Origin of the sequence: Aciduliprofundum sp. MAR08-339 (assembly GCF_000327505.1) — an archaeon.
Taxonomy (GTDB): Archaea; Thermoplasmatota; Thermoplasmata; order Thermoplasmatales; family Aciduliprofundaceae; genus Aciduliprofundum.
The window spans coordinates 707,347-726,299 of the sequence record NC_019942.1 but is presented as its reverse complement, the minus strand read 5'-3'; the positions used below and the strand labels follow the sequence as shown (position 1 = coordinate 726,299).

Below are 18,953 nucleotides of genomic sequence, written 5' to 3'. Positions count from 1 at the left end.
TTGTTGTGATTTATTATATGCTCAACGTTCAATCTGCGCAGTTTATTATTGTCTCTGCAACCTTCTCCCTATCTTCCTCACTTATGAGGGGATGAACAGGTATGGAAATGACCTCCTTGCAGAGCAGGTCTGTGACCGGTAGCTTTGCTGTATGCCCCAGCTTCTTCATTATTGGCTGCTGGTGGTTGCCCATTGGGTAGTATATGCCAAATCCAATTCCCTCCTTTTTGAACTCTGCAATGAGCGATTCTCTGTTGTTTACTCTTATGGTGTACTGGTGATAAACATGTTTTGCGTGCGAGTCCACAAAGGGCGTGATAACCTTACCTTCAAGGACTTCATCGTAGTATTTTGCGTTCTCTCTTCTCATACTGTTAGCTTTATCCAATTTTTTGAGCTGTACGAGTCCTATTGCTGCTGCTATGTTTGTCATTCTGAAGTTCCATCCCAGTTCCTCGTGCATGTACCTCTGCGTCTGCCCATGGTTTCTGAGCATTATCACCCTCTCAGCGAGCTCATCATCGTTGGTGGTTACCATTCCTCCCTCTCCCGTGGTCATATTTTTCGTGGGATAGAATGAAAAGCCGGCAATGTGCCCGATTCCTCCGACCTTCTTTCCGTTCCACTCTGAGCCATGCGCCTGAGCCGCATCTTCCACCACGAACAAATCTTTCTCTTCTGCAATTTCCATTATTTCATCCATGTTTGCCGCCTGCCCATAAAGGTGAACGGGCATTATCGCCTTTGTGTTAGGAGTGATTTTTTTCCGAACATCTTCAGGGTCTATATTGAATGTCCTCTCATCCACATCAACAAAAACTGGCTTTCCACCTGCCCGAATTATGCTCGTTGCACTTGCGATGAATGTGAAGCTTGGCACTAAAACCTCTCTTCCTCTCACGCCGATGGCTTCTAATGCAAGGATCAGTGCCTGCGTGCCGTTTGTTGTGCTCAGAGCATGCTTCACGCCGATGTATTCTGCAAACTCTTTTTCAAATCTCTTTACCCACTCGCCGTAGGCGAGCATGCCAGAATCCAGCACTTTTTCAACCTCTCTCTTCTCCTCCTCACCTATCCATGGCTTTGCGATGGGTATCATCTTTTCACCTCTTTTGCATATTTTTTCAGTTCAGGATACTCTTTTCCACATGCGGGACATTTGAAATTCTCATCCAGCTTCTCTCCGCATTCGCATACAAATCCAACGACCTTTGCGGGCACGCCCATCACGAGAGCGTGAGGAGGCACGTCCTTTGTCACCACGGCTCCCGCTGCAATCATTGCGTACTCTCCCACCTCCACACCGCATACAATGGTGGCATTTGCTCCTATACTCGCTCCCTTCCTTATTTTCGTGTGACATAACCTCGTTTCGTCCCATAGCCACGCGCGGGGATGCTTGTCATTTGTGAACACTGCCGCAGGACCCACAAAAACATCATCCTCTATTTCTACACCATGATACACAGATACATAGTTCTGAATCTTCACATTGTTTCCAATTTTCACATCAAAATCCACATAAACTCCCTTTCCAAGATTGCAGTTTTCACCTATGATTGCTCCTTCTCGTATCTGCGCTTGATGCCAGATTTTCGTGCCTTTCCCTATTTTTGCCTTCTCGCTTACTTCTGCTGTTGGATGTGCGTAATATTCCATCATTATCACTCCGTAGCAATATTCGCGACTATTATAAACATTTGCCCTCACTCCACCTCAACAACCTTTCCACGTTCCATGGATTCCAGAGCTGCCTTTGCAATCTTCACCGCCGCAAGACCATCCTCACCAGATACTAGAGGAGGGACATTCTTAGATATAGCATCTATGAAATCTGTAATTTCCCGCTTCAATGGTTCCTCTTTCTTCAGGTTTATCCTCCTTATGTTAAGATCAATACCGAGATTGTAGGTGTTGAACTCATCAACACTAAGTTTTTCAGATGAGATTTCCACACTTTGAGATATATAATCTCCTTCCACATAGGAGGTTTCCGTGGTTATCCACAGTTTTCTTATCTTCTTGGGAGTGAGCCAGTTTGTTTCTATATAACCACTCTTTCCGTTTCTGAACCCAAGTAGTATGGAAGCATGGTCCTCATACTTATCATGCTTTATCTTACCTCCACGAGCATATACCTCCACTATATCACCCATAAGGTATCTCAAAACATCAATATCATGCACACCCAAGTCCATAACAACTCCAACATCCCTTATCCTGGATGGAAACCTGCTCACACGCTTTGCACCTATTGAGATTATTCCATCCCTTTCAACCACATTTTTCTTCACAAACTCTACCATGGGGTTATGTCTCTCTATGTGACCGACTGCAAGAGTCACATTATTATTCCTGGCCAGATCTATGAGTTCCTCACCCTCTGATACATTGTGCACAAATGGTTTTTCAACAAGGACATGCTTTCCCTCTTCGATCAGTTTTTTTGCAAGTTCATAATGCGTTATCGTTGGAGTAGCAACAACGGCAGCATCAAACTCCAGATTTTCAAAACTTCTGCCCCATTCAACTCCGTATCTGGTAGCCACAATTTTTGCAGCGTTTTCATCCATGTCCACCACGCCTGCTAGATGTCCAAGATCACTTAGAACCCTAGCATGGTTCTTTCCCATAACACCCACACCAATGACAACAACCTTCATTTTCTACCAACTCCCATATACACAAATCCCAGAGATTTTGCCCTTTCCTTATCCACTATTCCGCGCCCATCCACTATGATTTTGTTTCTCATACTTTTTGCCAAATCATCAAGGTTAAGCTCTTTGAACTCCTTTGCATCGTTCATTATCACAATTATGTCTACATCCCTGAAATCCTCTTTCCACTTCACTCCGTATCTCTCCGCATCCTTCTCAGAGCACACTGGATCATACACGTACACATTTTCGCTCCATTCTTTTATTCTCTCTATATACGGAATGCTTGGAGATTTTCTGAATTCATAAACATCTCCTCTAAATGTGAGCCCCAGAACCAGTATATTTGCGTTCTTTGCGGATAGCCCATTCTCATTTAAGGCTTTCAATGTTAGCTCAACCATGTGTTCTGGCATCTCGTCGTTGAGCTCTCTCGCAGTTCTTATGAGGCGCGTGTGTCTCTTTGAGAGATTCATCACGAACCATGGATAAACGGGTATGCAGTGCCCACCCACGCCTGCGCCGGGCATGTGGATGTGGCAGTATGGCTGTGTGTTTGCTGCTTTGAATACTTCCAGTGCATCAAGATTCTGTTCCTCGCAGAAAAGGGCAAGCTCATTCGCAAGCGCGATATTCACATCCCTGTACACGCCTTCAAAAACCTTCACTGCTTCCGCCGCCTTTATTGATGACATTCTTATTACTCCCTTTTTGTTGATGACCTCGTATATGGCCGAAACTGCGTTGAGCGTACTTTCATCACTTGCACCCACAATCTTCGGATACTGGCCAGTTATGTCGCGAATTGCCGTGCCAGTCATGGTGCGTTCTGGAGCATGAGCAAGGCCAAACTCGCCCAACTTCAAACCGCTTTTCTCTAAGATAGGAACAAGTGATTCTGTGGTTCCGGGGGGCATGGTTGCTTCAGTGATCACGATGTTTCCCCTCTCAAGCCCCTTCGCTATTTTTTCGGCAACATCGTAAACGGGATTGAGATTCACATTGCCATGATCGTCAATCATTGTGGGCACGAGTATGATCATAACATCTGCATCCTTTGCCGCCTGCACGCCGTCCGTTGTTGCTCGCAATCTCCCCGCATCAACATTCTTACTGATCAGATCTGCAAGGCCTGGCTCCTCGGGCACGGGGTTCTCTCCTGCGTTTATCATGTCCACCCTATTTTTGTCTATATCCACCCCTATTACCTTCGCTCCCCTGTCTGCAAAAACCGCGGCGAGAGGTAGTCCCATTTTGCCCATACCAAAAATGGCAATTTTCAAAGCCCCACTATCGAATAATCTCTTTACTTGCTCTGGATCGATATTGAGCATATTCATTAACAACACCTTGAGCGGATATGGAATTTGATTATTTAAATTCTTATTTTTATCGAAATTGTTTTTTATGATGTAGTATGATATTTAATTTTTCTATCTTTTCTGGCATATAACTCTTTTTGATTTCTAAAATACTTCGGCGAAAAAATTATATTACCCTCGGGATTTGTCCTTTTTAATGTATAACATACTAGTATCCTCACTAGTCCTAGTTGCTACTTTTCTGTTTACTTGGTATTTAACAAAAAGATGGATCCCAGCAGCGAAGTATTTTGGACTTGTTGGTAAAGACTTAAATAAATATGGTCATCCTGAAGTGGCAGAGGGTGGTGGTTTTGCAGTAATAATAGGATTAGCTGTTGGATTGTTTTTATATTTATTTTTAAAAGCATGTTTTGGCTCTGTGAGCCATCTCACAGAAATATATGCTGTGATATCTACCGTTGTGCTGGCAGGATTTATCGGATTTACGGACGATATTCTTGGATGGAAAAAGGGAATAAGACAAAGAAGAAAAGTTGTGTTATCTTCAATTCTTGCTCTTCCTCTTATGACATTGGTTCTAATATACCCACAGTATAATAGCTTTAGCTCGTGGAACATACCTTTATGGGTCTATGCACTAATAATTGTACCCGTTGGAATAATCGGTGCATCAAATGCCATTAATATGGTGGCTGGATATAATGGCCTTGAAGCAGGATTGGGTATAATAATCTTTGCCACTCTAGCTGCTCAGGCTGTAATGATGAGAGAGAGTTGGATTGCCTATATATCACTCATAGGAGTTGCTACACTCTTTGGCTTTTTGATTTTTAACTGGTATCCTGCTAAAATCTTTCCTGGTGATTCGCTAACATATCCAATGGGTGCACTAATAGGTGCATTGGTCATATTGGGAAATATGGAAATATTCGGTGCTCTATTATTTCCTCTTTATTTCTTGGATTTTATCCTGTTTATAAGAGCTAGGTTTTTTGATCATATGAAAGAGGTAGAAGCATTTGGTATACCGGATAAAAAAGAGCATCTTGAAATGCCCTACGATAAAATATACGATTCATGTCACCTTGCAATTCTCATTCAGAAAAAGATTAGAGGATATGCCACTGAGAGAGGAGTTGTTGTAACTCTATATCTTATCCAGGTAGCAATATCATTCATTGTCATACTAATAGCTAATATTCTTCACATTCTTTGATTTTTTATTTTTGGTTAATAAAATTGCAAAAAATATTCATACATGTAGAGATTTATCAATTTGTGCCATCTTTAATACACACCATCAAAACAAAAGGATTTGTAAATACATTGAAGAGAGGTGCAGTGATATATTCCAGATACTCCTTTAACAGGTTTGTATCCTCATTTAACACAATTATTGAGATTCTGGAGGATTATAATGCCTCTTCTACCTTTCCAATTACTGCTATGACTCTTGAAAGGAATGTGGATACTATAAAAGAGTGGAGAAATAAGAGAATAGAATGGGCAATGCATGGATACGTGCATGTGGATTATTCCAATCTTGATAAAGAGACAATAGAAAAGCATATTGTGGCTGGGAGGAAGATATTTTATCGATCTGGGATAGAGTTATACGGATTTAGAGCTCCATATCTGAGTGTAAACGATGAAATCTTGGGAATATTGAGAGAAAGACGATTTTTATATGACTCTTCCAAAAGTTTCTTTGTTGATGTCATTCCTGTAGATGGTAATGTTAAGAGAATATTGAAATATTATAAACCAATAAAAAACTGGAAATTGGAGAATTATGATGGATTGGTGGAAATTCCCGTTAGTTTGCCAGATGATGAGATACTTGTGGATCGCCTTGGTTACAGGGGTGATAAAATTGGAAAAATATGGGTGAAAATGTGCGAGATTATAAAAGATCTGGGCGGGATTCCAGTATTGCAGTTACATCCGGAGAGGGGAAGAATATGTTCAGATGCTCTGAGCATGGTCCTTGAATGGGCAAGAAAAAATGATATAAACGTTGTTCAATTAAAGGATATTGCCCAGGGAAATTTATCCAATATTCTGGTAATTACAGGTGATGTGGATATAATTAAAATATCAGATTTGAGATATATGAAAGGGGAGATATAAAGTGATATTAGTTACTGGTGGTTCTAGGAGAGCTACCCTTACAATTGTGAGATCCTTAGGGAGAAAAGGATTAAAAATATCTGTTGGAGACCACACTAAATTATCTACTGCTTCTCTGTCAAAATATTCTACTAATAAGTTCTTATACCCAAATCCTCAAAAAATGCCTATAGCATTTTTTAACAATATACTTTCAATAATTAGATCAAAAAAATATGATGTTATTATACCTGTACACGATTTTGAAATATTGCCAATCATAAAAAATAAGAATATTATTGAAAAATACTCTAGTCTTCCATTCGTGGATTTTGATACTTTTATGAAAACATTAAGTAAATGGGAAACATTAAAAATTGCAAACTCTGTAGGAGTTAAAATACCACGAACTTATCGTCCTTTAGATAAAGAGGATTTAAGGAAAATTAAAAAGGATATGAAGTACCCTGTAGTTGTAAAGCCGATATCCCAGACCCTCTGGGACCCAGAAAAAGGTGCAAAAACAAGATATGTGACAACTAAAAACTACATTAACAACGATAAAGATTTAGAAAAGTTCTTCTCTAAAATAAAAAATGTTAAAGATTATCTAATTCAGGAATATGTAGAAGGACAGGGTGCAGGTACATCATTTCTATTTAACAAGGGAAAGATGAGAGCATATTTTTCTTATATAAGATTAAGAGAGTACCCCATTACTGGTGGACCATCTACATTAAGGATGAGTATAAAAAATGACGAGATGGTAGATGCTGGAAAGAGATTACTGGAAAAGTTAAACTGGCATGGTGTTGCAATGGTTGAATTTAAACTAACTAAAAAAGGACCTGTGCTTATGGAAATAAATGGCAGGTTCTGGGGGTCATTGGCATTGGCTTATCATGCAGGTGTGGATTTCCCATATCTTCTATACAAACTTGCTGTAGATGGGGATGTGAATATGGTAAGGGAGTATAAAACAGGTGTTCTTTGTAGGTGGCTTATTCCTGGAGATATTCTTAATTTTTATTTTAGACTTAAAACAGAAAGAAAGGACAACTCTTATGTTTTCAAAGAGTTTTTCAGGTTTAGAGGAACGTATTATGATTATATTGATTTAGATGACCCACTACCTGTTATTGGAGCATTAATCACATCTGGAAGATATTTTGTAGATTATCTTAAAGGAAAAAGAACAATTTCAGGTGAATATAGGTAATCATTTTTTAAGTAATTTTTTAAATGCTGTATAGGGGTGTGTTAAATAATATCTTTTTTTAGTGGAGGGCATATACTGTGCAGCCTTTAATTTATTATGCATCTTCATATATCTAGTTGGATACTCTCCTGCTATTCTCACCTTATTTTTAAGTAAACATTCTTTAATGTCATCTCCACAAATTATATATCCTAAACCAATATACGAATATATATGAGCATCACTCCCTGCAGTTGGAGTTTTATTAAGTTTCTTCACCAAATTCTCAGCCATTGCATTCTCATTAAAAGTATTTCTCGCATTGAATACCTCCACAACATCTAATCTCTCAAGAATGTTTCTATGTGGAAGATTATATCCTCTTCTATAAGGATGAGCCACTCCAATAATCCCATTATTTTCCTTTACATAATCTATAATATCATTCACCTCTTTTATCTTTAAAAGTGCCTCTTCCTCTATAAAGTAAATGAGATAATCTGTTTTCTCAACTCTTAACTCCACTCCAGGTATAAGCATTAATCCATAATTTCTGAATGTTTCCTTTGCATTTTTAATCCCTTTCAGTGTGTTATGATCAGTCAGAGCAATTCCATCCAACCCTCTTTTTTTGGTTATTTTCGCAATGGTCTTTATTTTCATTTTTGAATCAAAGGAATACTCACTGTGAACATGCATATCTATTCTCATTGCATAGCCAAATCACACCAGAGTATTAAAACGTTGGCAAAAAGCTTAATTAATAAATTATCATTATTTCATTTCATGTGTATTACTGAGCACTACAACATACATAATATAATTAAATTTCAGATAAATAAAGAAAAAAAAGACTTTTTCTGGGACCTAAATCCAGAATATGAATATTTTAAGGTAGATTACGTGGAAAAACCGGACATTATAGTAAATGTGGGTGATTTTAAACCTTCAATAGAGGATACATACATAGTGGACGGAAAATACTACATAAAATGGAATTATTTATTTTTAAGGGATGATAAATATGATGTGGAAATAAATGGTTTGGAGATGAAGGGTCCTATCATTCTAAATATAAAACCTAAACCCAAGGGCCTAAGAAGATTGTGGCCTATATTAGCAACTCAGAACATATTTTTAAGACCACTAATATGGTTACTTTTTATTAAAAAAGGAAAAATTCTTATTCATGGTGGGGGTGTCGGATTTAATAATAAAGGCATTCTACTTGCTGGTAGAGCGGGTGTGTATAAAACAACAATTACTATGGTTTTAGTCAAAAAAGGTTTTGGTTTCCTTGGAGATGAGAACATTATACTGGGAGAAAATGAAATTCTCCCCTATCCCTTTAATATTAGATCATATGAATTCAAATTGCATTATTTAGGAAGGGAAGAAGTGAACGGTATAAATAAAATAAGGTTGTTTAAATATCTATCAAGAGATGAGAAGTTGTACAATTTAAATATTTTTAATAATGGATGCAAGTTGGAGATGGGATATATTATTGAAAGATCTCTAAAACAAAATAAAAAACTCATTATTGACAATATTTCTAGAGAAGATTTTTTAAAAAAACTTGAAATTAGTGAAAAAATTGAAATGAACATTTCACCCACTCATACATTTTCGGAAGTTCCCTGCCACAATTTTGGAAAACTTTTAGATGCTTATATTTATGCGAATCCAAACACCGCATTAAAGGATATATGGAGTAGAGTAATAAATATTATGAGACAAAATATAAAAACGAAAGAGATATATAAAATCATTCTGCCATTAAAATATGAGAAATTTATAGGAGATCTAATTTATGATCACATAAAAAAGGTGATTGATTTATGAGGAACTTCACAATATCTCTACTAGGGATAGATGGCGCCGGAAAATCCACTCTATCAAAGCGCCTTAAGGAAGAGTTAGAAAAAAAAGGATATAGGGTAAGAATTGTACCATTTCATTACTGGGTGTTTGCGGATAAATTGAAGATGAAATACTGGAAAGTAGTTGATAAAGATCGTGAGACTGTGTTAAAACCCTATGAACCAAAACCATTTTCATTATCTGCTATATTAAAACCTATAATAGCACTGATGGATAATATTCTGTTTTACATCTCCACACAGCCCGATGGGAAGAGGTGGAATGTTGTGATATATGATAGATTTATATGTGCGACCCAGATTAAATTAAAGGCTTTAGGGTACCATGTAGAATGGCTGCGTCCTATATGGGAAAATTTTAAAACTGATTATTGTTTTATTATAGACATTTCAGAAGAAGAATCTATAAAAAGACAAATTAACCGTGAAGATCCGTATACTTATAGAAAGCAACAATTAAAGATAGAAAGGTATGAATATGTAAAATTTGCAAAAAAACATAATTGCATCATATTAGAAGGTAAAAACTCTGTGGGAAAAAATATAAAGGTGATTATGGAGGTTTTTAAAAATGCCTAAAATATTGTTTGATGCATACACGCCTCCCGACATACAACTTTATGAATCAATCAGTAATGAGTTAAAAAAGCATGGTTTTGAAATAGAGTTTGTTATACCAAACAACGAAGAATGCATAAATTTAATAAAAAAGAAGGGATTCCCCTATAAAATTGTGGGCTCGAGGTCAAACAAAAGTTTTATTTCAAAAGGAGTTTTTAATATTATTAGATTTGTTCTAATGTTTAAGTATATATACAGAACAAATCCAACTGTTGTTATATCCCGAGCAATTTCAACTCCCATAGCTGCAAAAATAGCTGGTAAAAAGGTTTTTATGTTTATTGATAATGATGCTGCCACTTTGGCCCTACTGCTTACTTTACCTCTAGCAGATAGGATATACATGCCCGAAGCAATAAAGATATATGGGAATATTTCTCCACACATAGAGAAAAAAGTTTATTTTTATAGAGGTATTGAAGAACAGATATACCTGTCTGAGGAATTGAAAGAAAATATTTATAAAGAACTCAATTTAGAAAAAAATAAAGACATTATCGTCGTAAGGCCATTTGGTTTAATAACCGAATACGAAACCTCTGGTAGAGATTCTTTAGAAGAAATATTAAAAGACCTAGTTTTTGATGAGCAGATTATAAATAAATATCATATAATTGTACTTCCGCGCACTGTTGAACAGAAAACACTATATGAAAAAATTTTTAAAAATGGCATTATAATTCCCAAAACACCTCTCGACGGACAGTCTTTGTTAATACAATCAAAAATATTTATTGGTGCTGGAGGTACAATGAGTAGAGAAGCTTGGATATTGGGCAACACAGTTTTTTCATTCTATAAAGGTAAAGAGTTGAGTGTTGAAAAATGGTTAAAATCTCAAAAAAACTATTATTATGGTGTCATTTCAAAGACAAAAATTTTAAAAGAAAAACATAAGAAAAATTTTTTTATAAATACCAAATTGAGATCTCATATAGTAAAAGATATAATTGAAAACATAATACCTCACTAGAAAGGGAGGTATAAATAAATGAAGATAGGAATTATATTAGGAACTCGACCCGAGATAATTAAGATGTCTCCCATCATAAGAGAATTAGAAAAAAGAAATATAGAATATTCTATAATTCACACAGGACAACATTATTCATACAATATGGATAGAGTTTTTTTTGAGGATCTTGAACTTCCAGAACCTGAATACAAACTCAATGTAGGAGAAAAATATCATACCCATGGATCTCAAACTGGAGAGATGATAAAGGAGATAGAAAAGATATTGGTAAGAGAAGATGTAAATATTGTTTTAGTGGAAGGAGATACCAATTCAGTGCTAGCTGGAGGTATTTCTGCCTCTAAATTACACATACCTGTAGGTCATGTGGAAGCAGGACTCAGAAGTTTTGATAGAAGAATGCCTGAGGAAATAAACAGAATTATCGTAGATCACCTCTCAGATCTTCTATTTGCACCTACTGAAGTAGCAAAATCAAATCTTATTAAAGAAGGAATACCTGATAACAGAATATTCGTAACGGGAAATACTATTGTGGATGCAGTATATCAAAACCTAGAAATAGCAAAGAAAAGATCAAATATATTAAATGTGTTGGGGTTGAAAGAGAGAGAATATGTAATCGTAACTGTCCACCGGGAGGAAAATGTTGATAAAAAGGAAAATCTAATTAAAATTGTTAAAATATTGAATGAAATCCATTATCCTTCCATATTTCCTATGCATCCAAGAACCAAGAAAAGACTTGAGGAGTATGGATTAACTATAAAAAATCCCTATTTAAGAGTTATAGAGCCTTTAGGTTATTTAGATTTTCTATTGCTTCTTTCCAAAGCCAAAATAGTATTAACAGATTCTGGGGGTATTCAAGAGGAGGCTAATATATTACACATCCCATGCCTAACTTTGAGAGATAACACAGAGAGACCTGAAACTGTGAAAGTTGGGAGCAATATTGTGGTTGGTAGAGAAATTTATAAAATATTAAACATTATAATAGAAATATTTAATGGAGAAAAATATGATTATATGAGAGAGACTCCAATTATATTTGGAGATGGAAAAAGCGGAAAAGTAATAGTGGATATTTTGGAGAGTTGGAGGGGTTAGATGAAGATTTTAATGGTGGCCCCATTCAATAGAAACTCGGGAGTTTCCACACATGCTAGAAATTTAAAAAGTGCATTAGAAAAGCATATCTCAGATTTGAAAATAGATACTTTCACTTTGAAGTTCACTTCTCTTAAAAATAGAGTTTTACATAATTTTTTGAAAATAGTGTTTAAGATATCAAATATATATGAGGTTGTTCATTTGCATCCTAGTGGATATTTTGGTGGTTTATTTACGATGCTCTGGATTTCAATTGTGTGCAAAATAAGGCGTGTAAATTTTATTATTACATATCATTATCCTTCATATAATATAAGAAAAAAGTTAAAAAACCCTTTCTTCAAAATATTGTTTTATTATATTTTTAAAAACGTAAGCTCTTTTATATGTGTATCTAATGCTCAAAAACGGGAGATAGAAAATGTATATGGTGATTTATTTTCTTATAAGATACATGTTATATATAATGGTGTGGATTTAAAAGAGTTTAAAATAATTAATAAAACATACGCCAGAGAATTACTAAATCTTCCAACTGATAAAAAGATAATCTTTAGTTTGGGAATGTTGGAGAAATATAAGGGGCATATTTACCTTATCCAAGCAATTAGAAGAATAGTTGAAAAAAATAAAAATATTCTGTGTTTCATAGGGGGGAAGGGGAAACTAGAGAAATATCTTAAGGATTCTATAACAAAATACGATTTGGACTCCTTTGTTAAAATTTTAGGTTTTGTACCAAACGATGAACTATCTCTATGGTACAATAGTGCAGATCTATTTGTGCTTCCGAGTTTGAGTGAGAGCTTTGGAATTGTGCAAATAGAAGCAATGGCTGTTGGAACACCGGTAGTAGCAACTATTAACGGAGGAAGTGAGGAAATTATAATTTCAGAAGATTATGGATTTCTATGCCCTCCAGCAGATCCAGAATGTTTGGCAGAGAAAATATTGATAGCGTTTGAAAAAGATTGGAATCGTAATAAAATAAGGGAATATGCTAAGAATTTTAGTTGGAAAAATATAGCTATAGATGTGTTTCATGTATATCGAAATGCAATGGGTGATGAAAATGGCTTTAAAATTTCAAACAAAAAAGGTAGTTAATGATTCCTCAAATAAAATAAAGATAACGGTAGTTGCCCCCCTTTTAAAAATTAAATGGGGAGGGATTTCCGTAGCAGCCACTAATATGATTAATTGCCTACGTAAAGACCCTATTTTTGAAGTTGATACTGTAGATATAAATTCTAAACCCTATTTCCCGAACAATATATTTAAAAAACTGCTTAAGTTATTTATACAACCATCAATATTATTTATTAGACTACTAAAAAAGAGAGACTCTCAAATATTCCATGTTCATGCATCCAATAATTGGGGTATTATGCCAATAGCAATTACTGCAATTTATGCCTTTATATTCAATAAAAAGATGGTTGTTACCTATCATCTTAACAAAAATAATTTCAAAAAAAATTTTAAAATAATAAAAATATTATCTAAATATATAGATGCACATATTATTCTCTCAGAATATCTACTTGATGAAATAAGTAGAGCTGGCGTCAGGCCTTATATAGTACCAAATATAGTGGATATAGAAAATTTTAATTTCAAGTTGAGAACAAAAATAAATCCAAAAATAATAGTGGCTCGTCATTTGGCCCCCCAATACAGAATAGAAGATGCCTTATTGGTGTTTTCCAAAATTTCTAGCATCTTTCCAAATGCGGAGTTGACAATTATTGGAAATTATGATAATATAAATTATAAAAATAAAATAATTAATATGATACATAAATTAGGTTTAGAAAATAATGTAAAATTACTACGCTTTATTGATTCTAGGAAAAAACTAAATGTCTTGTTTTCTAGAGCCGATATCTTTTTAAACACTTCGGAAATGGACATATTCCCCATGGCATTATTGGAAGCTGCTTCAAATGGTCTTATAATTGTTACTACTAATGCAGGAGGTATACCATATTTAATACATCACAAGATCAATGGACTTGTTGCTAAAGTTGGAGATATAGAAAATTTTTATATTAACATTAAAGATATATTAAAAGATGAAGAAATGGCAAAAAAAATATCTTTTAATGCTAGAAAATTAGCTGAAGAGTGCTCGTGCAGTAATGTAATTAAAAAATTGAAAAACATTTATCTAAAGTTGTTAAATCCAAACTAAAGGATTATTGTTAAATAGGGATTTATCAAAAATCTTCAGAAAAATTTTAATAGTATTTTTTTTTAAGGCTTTAAATGAAATATACATTAGGAATAATTGATAATTTTGCGGATTTGCAATTTTTAGATAAAGAATTAATGATATTTAAAAGAAATGGTATTGGCGGTGCACCCACTTATCTGCAGGAATTACTTAGACATATAATAGATTATCATCATGATAATTTTTTTATTAAAATAGGTACATGGGGTGAGAACAAAGTATCTTTTAAAAAGGGGAGATTTGTGATAACTAGTGTCAAAAGTAAAGTATACTATAGGCATTCTTGGGGAAAATTATTTTTTTTGTATATCAAAAAACCCATATTGATTTTAAAATTATCTAAAAAGCTTGATGGAGTGGATATTTTCCATTTAAATAACTTTTCAGATGCGGGGTTAATAAAATCATTTGGTTCATCTTCAAAAATGGTTTATACAGTTCATGGTTGTTTATTGAGGAGAAACTCCACTTATAACTATAGTTGGGGGAAACATTTAATAGATCAGGTTATTTATTCTGAAATGAAATATGGTATAAAGAATTCCAATGCAATAATTACCGTTGGAAAAGGCATGGATCCGGAATTGTACAAATTAGCTAAAAAATACAGAAAAAAAAATTTTCTAATACCCAATGGAGTTGATGTAGAATTATTTTCACCCTCAGTTAATGGGAAAGATATCCGGGAGAGGTATAACATTTCAGATGATGCAACAGTAATAATATCCACCAGTCGCTTTTCCTATGAAAGAAGGATAGAAATGATAATAAAAGCTTTTTCAAAAATTTTAAAAAAATATAAAAACATTTATCTCTTGTTAGTGGGAACTGGAATAAGAGAAAGTGAATTAAGAAATCTTGTAAAAGAACTCTCTGTAGAAAATAATGTTATTTTTACTGGACCAGTATCTCATTATGACATACCGAAATATTACGCTGCTGCAGATATTGCATTTAATAGTTTTACTGATATCCCGGTGGCTGATTCTATTATACATACTCCCTCCCTTGGAGACTCTATTAAAAGTGTATATCCAATATCAATATCTTTTTCAACTATTGAGGCCCTCTCTACTGGAATCCCTGTAATAAATATTGTGAAAAGAGTAAAAGATCATCAAAATATAAATTATAAAATGTTAGAAAATGAGGGGGGAATAGTACTACCCAAGGGTAATCTAGAGGTTTTAGCAAAGACATTAGAAACTCTAATAAAACATCCTGAACTTCGAGATGAGATGGGGAAAAATGCAAGAGAAATTGCAGTGAAAGAGAGAAATCTTTCGAAAACTATTGAAAAAACCATTTCAGTGTACAATTGGGTTATGGAAAATTTTTAAATTATATTACTACATCCTCCATATGATGGACAAAACAAGGAAAATAGTGATAATTGGAATAGATGATGGCACCTGAAGGTTGCTAGATACTCTTGTGAAAAATGGTGAACTCCCTAATATTAACAAAATTAAGGGAGAGGAGCATATGGATACTTAAAATCTACAATACCCCCATTACTGGTCCAGCATGGTCTTCTTTGGTTACTTTGGTACTGGCACAACGCCATTGAAACAGAGTGTTTATGATTTTATTATAACTGAGAATGGAAGGAATAGAATAGCAGGTACCCAAGATTTAAAATTTCAACCATTTTATAAAATATTAAGTGATTATTGATATAGATGCATTTTAATAGGCTTACCTTTATCTTATTCTTCACTTAAAATCAATAGTATAATTCTACCCGATTTCTTTCCACCAAAATTATATGCATATCCAGAATATGCTGGGAAATATGTAAAGGAACATAACTATAGAGTAAAACCAGATTTTAGTAAAGAAGGAAAGGCACTTATTGAAGAGCTTATAAAATTTGAAAATGAACATATGAATGCTGAAAAGATATCTTCAAAAATGAAGAATGGGATTTGTTTTTCATACATTTCATAACCAGCGATATAATATCTCATAAATATTTTGGAGATATGCTAAAAAGAACTCCTCTATCGATTCGTGCATTGGATATCTTTAAAAACATAGACAAACATATAGGATGGTTTCTTTCTAACTTACCCAAGGAAACTCTAATTTTCATTCTTTCTGATCATGGATTTTACGGATATATTTAATATACATATTTAATATACATTCCTGGCCTTGGAAGAAAAAAATATCTCTCAGTAAGACCTAAATCTAAAAATGGTATGAAAGAGGTTTTTGATCTCACTGATAAAAGAAAAGAACTAATAATTTCCGGAAAAGTAAATTATTTATTAAAAATAAAATATATAAGGAAAATAGGTAGGTGGATATTCAAAAAAACGCTGGCCAAAAACTACAAAATAAGAACAGGATATGAAATTGATATAGAGACCACTACGTTCTATGTGCCTAGAGCATCTTCATTTGGGATTTATATGAATCTAAAAAACGTACCCAATAAAGATATAATAAATGAACTTCAAAAAGAATTAACTGATTTAGAGGACGATACCAATGAGAAGATTTTTAATAAGGTATATTTAACCGGTTTTTATGAAAACAATAAACCCATCATTATGTTCTTACCCAATAAAAAATATTTTATTAGCCCTAAAATATCTTCCAATATATTCTCTACAGAAACCGTCAATTTTCATGATTTAAATGGCATTTTTCTTGTTTATGGTTAGCAAATAAAAGAAAGTACTTCATTAAAAACGCATATATATGATATCGCGCCAACAATATTACGCATTTTCAATCTTCCTGTTCCAAAACAAATGGAGGGAAATATATTGTATACAATTTTTAAAAAGAGGCAGAAATAAATTCAAGAAGTGTAAAACGCAATGATATAAGAAAAGAAATATCAAGGAAGATAAAAAAATTAAAGTTGAATAAAAATTTAAAATATTTTATTTTATCCATAAATATATTCTTTCACCACCATTACCTTCATATATCAGCAACAAATGTGGGTTTTTATCATATGAGGATATAGGTGCCGTGTGCCAACCCCAAGGGTACCTACCCATTGTTAGATCTCCATATCCTATTATCAAATACCTAGCATTATATCTTTCAAAGAAGATATTCATATTTTTACCTCTCAAAGCGTTTATGGTGATACTCCAATTTCTATGATCTGTGTAGGTTAGAGAATAAGAGTAGGTAGGTAACTTAATATGGGTAGTTGTGGCAAGAGCTGGCAAAGTAGCCCCTGAAGCTAGAACATATTCCCCAGGCTTAGTTAATGTATTAGTTACAACTGCCAAAGAAGAATAAATTAAAGGTGGGGACACAGAACCCCTAATAGGTCGTGGAATTTCAAATTCTTCACGTATTGATGGTTCTTTCGCTATTTGAGAAACAACATTTGTAGACAAAATAACGAATATTATCCCAATCACCACCACATTTCTAACAATTTTTTTCTTACCTATAGAAAAAACTTTGAAAGATAACACAAGAAATATAGCGAGAGAATACACTAAAGGCAATAAAAATCTAAAATATATTATCCTATCTGCATAATAATGAATAATTATAGCAAAAATAAACCACGTGACATAAAATATTATATACATTATAAGGATATAATTTAAATAATGTGTTTTATTTATAATTTTATAATAAAAAGTTATAACAAATGCAGATAGGATAAACATCAAAAATCCAACAATAAGAGAAAAAAAGGAAATATAAGAATATACTCTATGAGGAAAGTAAGTAGGGAAAACTCCTGCAAGAAGTATGAACCCCGAAAATGAATAATCCCTTGGATTTGTAGTAACTTTGTATACAATGGTTAAATATAAAATTATATAAAGTAACCCAAATATGAAAATGATATATTTACTAATACGAGGAAAGCTTAAATATCCTCTATATTTAGAATAATGAATAAATTTTGTTAAATAGATAAGAATTATGATTATTGAAATTAAAGATATAATAAAAATATGGGGTGCATAATCTAAGAAACTTTGGGGTATAAAAGGGGGCCAAAAGTATTTAAATCGATAAGGGGGATTTAAAATTACCGGGTACATAGGGAAATAATAAATAAAGAAAGAAAGAGGAAGAGAGAGGAAAGTGTAAAGAAGAAGTTTAACCATTTTTATGGATTGTGTAAAATTCTTTTTGAAAACAAAATATATAAAAAATATGATCAAAAAGCTCGTTAAATTAAATATATATCCTATATAGGTGCTTATGTGAGAGATTCCATGAACAACTCCAAACAATGTAATCAAACTCCCCAAAAATATCTCTTTATCCCTTGCTTTAATAAATAGTAAATAGAGTAATATTGTGCTGAAAAAACTTGTTATAGTAATAAAATTTGTATTCAGATAATTTTGAGGAGTACTTACATATATATAGTAATTATGAACACTTGTCAGAATCTCAAAATACGTGGCTAGGAAAAACACCGATAACAAGCCAACTTTCCAATCAACCTTTGTTCCTATAAGAAAAACTATAATGGCTGGGATCAAAAAGTACAAAATTTTCAAAATTATATAAAGTACATATACTGATGTAAAACCTGAAAGAAGAATAAACTCTCCTAACAGTAAATGAAAACCTGCAGGATAAAAATCAAAGAACTTGGGATTATCAGGCTCATGATAAGGATCCACCCATCTATTCGCTATGGCATATGCCCTTGAAAAGTGATGCAACTCATCAGTTCCTCCTATTGTATCAACCCCCCAGAGAAATTCCTGAGATGTGCTTATCATTATACCTATAAGCAGTATACCGATAAGGGTAATAAAAACGGTTTTCTTGTTCATAGATACTCACTCATATGTTTGTGAATTTAGCATGTACTATAAATATTT

General features: G+C 33.8%; 18 protein-coding genes. 12 read left to right on the top strand and 6 right to left on the bottom strand.

The window, feature by feature from the left end:
* Positions 1-28: 28 nt before the first annotated feature.
* Genes ACIM339_RS03960 through ACIM339_RS03945 form a run of 4 tightly spaced genes read right to left on the bottom strand, consistent with a single transcriptional unit; the run spans position 29 to position 4,000 of the window.
* Positions 29-1,099, bottom strand: coding sequence for a DegT/DnrJ/EryC1/StrS aminotransferase family protein (locus tag ACIM339_RS03960; protein WP_015283321.1), 1,071 nt, complete (start codon positions 1,097-1,099; stop codon positions 29-31).
* Positions 1,096-1,662: an acyltransferase gene (locus ACIM339_RS03955; RefSeq protein WP_015283320.1), complete on the bottom strand. Its 567-nt coding sequence runs from the start codon at positions 1,660-1,662 to the stop codon at positions 1,096-1,098. Before ACIM339_RS03955 ends, ACIM339_RS03960 begins: the two co-directional genes overlap by 4 nt.
* 44 nt (positions 1,663-1,706) lie before the next feature.
* On the bottom strand, positions 1,707-2,663 hold the full coding sequence (locus ACIM339_RS03950) for a Gfo/Idh/MocA family protein (RefSeq protein WP_015283319.1): 957 nt from the start codon (positions 2,661-2,663) through the stop codon (positions 1,707-1,709).
* A complete protein-coding gene (locus tag ACIM339_RS03945) occupies positions 2,660-4,000 on the bottom strand; it encodes a nucleotide sugar dehydrogenase (RefSeq protein WP_015283318.1) in 1,341 nt (446 codons plus the stop codon). Before ACIM339_RS03945 ends, ACIM339_RS03950 begins: the two co-directional genes overlap by 4 nt.
* 178 nt (positions 4,001-4,178) lie before the next feature.
* Between ACIM339_RS03945 and ACIM339_RS03940 the strand changes: the two genes are divergently transcribed.
* The 3 genes from ACIM339_RS03940 to ACIM339_RS03930 all read left to right on the top strand — a co-directional run bounded on the left by ACIM339_RS03940 (position 4,179) and on the right by ACIM339_RS03930 (position 7,313).
* Positions 4,179-5,201, top strand: a complete 1,023-nt coding sequence (locus ACIM339_RS03940; RefSeq protein WP_015283317.1) for a glycosyltransferase 4 family protein — start codon at positions 4,179-4,181, stop codon at positions 5,199-5,201.
* 125 nt (positions 5,202-5,326) lie between these two features.
* Complete coding sequence (locus ACIM339_RS03935; RefSeq protein ID WP_162007685.1) at positions 5,327-6,115, top strand: polysaccharide deacetylase family protein; 789 nt, start codon at positions 5,327-5,329, stop codon at positions 6,113-6,115.
* A gap of 1 nt (position 6,116) precedes the next feature.
* Complete coding sequence (locus ACIM339_RS03930) at positions 6,117-7,313, top strand: ATP-grasp domain-containing protein (RefSeq protein WP_015283315.1); 1,197 nt, start codon at positions 6,117-6,119, stop codon at positions 7,311-7,313.
* Here ACIM339_RS03930 and ACIM339_RS03925 read toward each other — a convergent pair whose 3' ends face one another.
* Positions 7,314-8,003 (bottom strand): PHP domain-containing protein, encoded by a 690-nt coding sequence (locus ACIM339_RS03925; RefSeq protein WP_048103767.1) that lies wholly within the window; start codon positions 8,001-8,003, stop codon positions 7,314-7,316. It lies immediately after the preceding gene.
* A 75-nt stretch (positions 8,004-8,078) separates the two neighbouring features.
* On the opposite strand from ACIM339_RS03925, the gene ACIM339_RS03920 reads away from it, so the two are divergent.
* The 9 genes from ACIM339_RS03920 to ACIM339_RS03885 all read left to right on the top strand — a co-directional run bounded on the left by ACIM339_RS03920 (position 8,079) and on the right by ACIM339_RS03885 (position 16,793).
* Complete coding sequence (locus ACIM339_RS03920) at positions 8,079-9,137, top strand: hypothetical protein (protein WP_015283313.1); 1,059 nt, start codon at positions 8,079-8,081, stop codon at positions 9,135-9,137.
* Positions 9,134-9,754, top strand: coding sequence for a P-loop NTPase fold protein (locus tag ACIM339_RS03915; protein ID WP_015283312.1), 621 nt, complete (start codon positions 9,134-9,136; stop codon positions 9,752-9,754). The genes ACIM339_RS03920 and ACIM339_RS03915 overlap by 4 nt, the downstream gene beginning before the upstream one ends.
* Positions 9,747-10,769: a DUF354 domain-containing protein gene (locus ACIM339_RS07745; protein ID WP_015283311.1), complete on the top strand. Its 1,023-nt coding sequence runs from the start codon at positions 9,747-9,749 to the stop codon at positions 10,767-10,769. The genes ACIM339_RS03915 and ACIM339_RS07745 overlap by 8 nt, the downstream gene beginning before the upstream one ends.
* An 18-nt stretch (positions 10,770-10,787) precedes the next feature.
* A complete protein-coding gene (gene wecB, locus ACIM339_RS03905; protein WP_015283310.1) occupies positions 10,788-11,882 on the top strand; it encodes a non-hydrolyzing UDP-N-acetylglucosamine 2-epimerase in 1,095 nt (364 codons plus the stop codon).
* A complete protein-coding gene (locus ACIM339_RS03900) occupies positions 11,883-12,992 on the top strand; it encodes a glycosyltransferase family 4 protein (protein WP_015283309.1) in 1,110 nt (369 codons plus the stop codon).
* A complete protein-coding gene (locus ACIM339_RS03895; protein ID WP_015283308.1) occupies positions 12,940-14,079 on the top strand; it encodes a glycosyltransferase family 4 protein in 1,140 nt (379 codons plus the stop codon). Before ACIM339_RS03900 ends, ACIM339_RS03895 begins: the two co-directional genes overlap by 53 nt.
* A 74-nt stretch (positions 14,080-14,153) precedes the next feature.
* Positions 14,154-15,461: a glycosyltransferase family 4 protein gene (locus ACIM339_RS03890; protein WP_015283307.1), complete on the top strand. Its 1,308-nt coding sequence runs from the start codon at positions 14,154-14,156 to the stop codon at positions 15,459-15,461.
* Positions 15,462-16,025: 564 nt separating this feature from the next.
* On the top strand, positions 16,026-16,250 hold the full coding sequence (locus ACIM339_RS08100) for an alkaline phosphatase family protein (RefSeq protein ID WP_083872013.1): 225 nt from the start codon (positions 16,026-16,028) through the stop codon (positions 16,248-16,250).
* 75 nt (positions 16,251-16,325) lie between these two features.
* Positions 16,326-16,793, top strand: coding sequence for a hypothetical protein (locus ACIM339_RS03885; protein ID WP_015283306.1), 468 nt, complete (start codon positions 16,326-16,328; stop codon positions 16,791-16,793).
* A 225-nt stretch (positions 16,794-17,018) separates the two neighbouring features.
* On the opposite strand, the gene ACIM339_RS03880 is transcribed toward ACIM339_RS03885, so the two are convergent.
* Complete coding sequence (locus ACIM339_RS03880; protein WP_015283305.1) at positions 17,019-18,905, bottom strand: hypothetical protein; 1,887 nt, start codon at positions 18,903-18,905, stop codon at positions 17,019-17,021.
* Between the last annotated feature and the right edge of the window lie 48 nt (positions 18,906-18,953).

What these genes read in the sequence shown, in the direction of transcription:
- ACIM339_RS03880 (WP_015283305.1), bottom strand. Translation starts at nt 18,905, where the DNA reads ATGAACAAGAAAACCGTTTTTATTACCCTTATCGGTATACTGCTTATA.
- ACIM339_RS03890 (WP_015283307.1), top strand. Translation starts at nt 14,154, where the DNA reads ATGAAATATACATTAGGAATAATTGATAATTTTGCGGATTTGCAATTT.
- ACIM339_RS03925 (WP_048103767.1), bottom strand. Translation starts at nt 8,003, where the DNA reads ATGAGAATAGATATGCATGTTCACAGTGAGTATTCCTTTGATTCAAAA.
- ACIM339_RS03940 (WP_015283317.1), top strand. Translation starts at nt 4,179, where the DNA reads ATGTATAACATACTAGTATCCTCACTAGTCCTAGTTGCTACTTTTCTG.
- ACIM339_RS03955 (WP_015283320.1), bottom strand. Translation starts at nt 1,662, where the DNA reads ATGATGGAATATTACGCACATCCAACAGCAGAAGTAAGCGAGAAGGCA.
- ACIM339_RS03885 (WP_015283306.1), top strand. Translation starts at nt 16,326, where the DNA reads ATGAAAGAGGTTTTTGATCTCACTGATAAAAGAAAAGAACTAATAATT.
- ACIM339_RS03915 (WP_015283312.1), top strand. Translation starts at nt 9,134, where the DNA reads ATGAGGAACTTCACAATATCTCTACTAGGGATAGATGGCGCCGGAAAA.
- ACIM339_RS07745 (WP_015283311.1), top strand. Translation starts at nt 9,747, where the DNA reads ATGCCTAAAATATTGTTTGATGCATACACGCCTCCCGACATACAACTT.
- ACIM339_RS03900 (WP_015283309.1), top strand. Translation starts at nt 11,883, where the DNA reads ATGAAGATTTTAATGGTGGCCCCATTCAATAGAAACTCGGGAGTTTCC.
- ACIM339_RS03960 (WP_015283321.1), bottom strand. Translation starts at nt 1,099, where the DNA reads ATGATACCCATCGCAAAGCCATGGATAGGTGAGGAGGAGAAGAGAGAG.
- wecB (WP_015283310.1), top strand. Translation starts at nt 10,788, where the DNA reads ATGAAGATAGGAATTATATTAGGAACTCGACCCGAGATAATTAAGATG.
- ACIM339_RS03950 (WP_015283319.1), bottom strand. Translation starts at nt 2,663, where the DNA reads ATGAAGGTTGTTGTCATTGGTGTGGGTGTTATGGGAAAGAACCATGCT.
- ACIM339_RS03945 (WP_015283318.1), bottom strand. Translation starts at nt 4,000, where the DNA reads ATGAATATGCTCAATATCGATCCAGAGCAAGTAAAGAGATTATTCGAT.
- ACIM339_RS03920 (WP_015283313.1), top strand. Translation starts at nt 8,079, where the DNA reads ATGTGTATTACTGAGCACTACAACATACATAATATAATTAAATTTCAG.
- ACIM339_RS03895 (WP_015283308.1), top strand. Translation starts at nt 12,940, where the DNA reads ATGCAATGGGTGATGAAAATGGCTTTAAAATTTCAAACAAAAAAGGTA.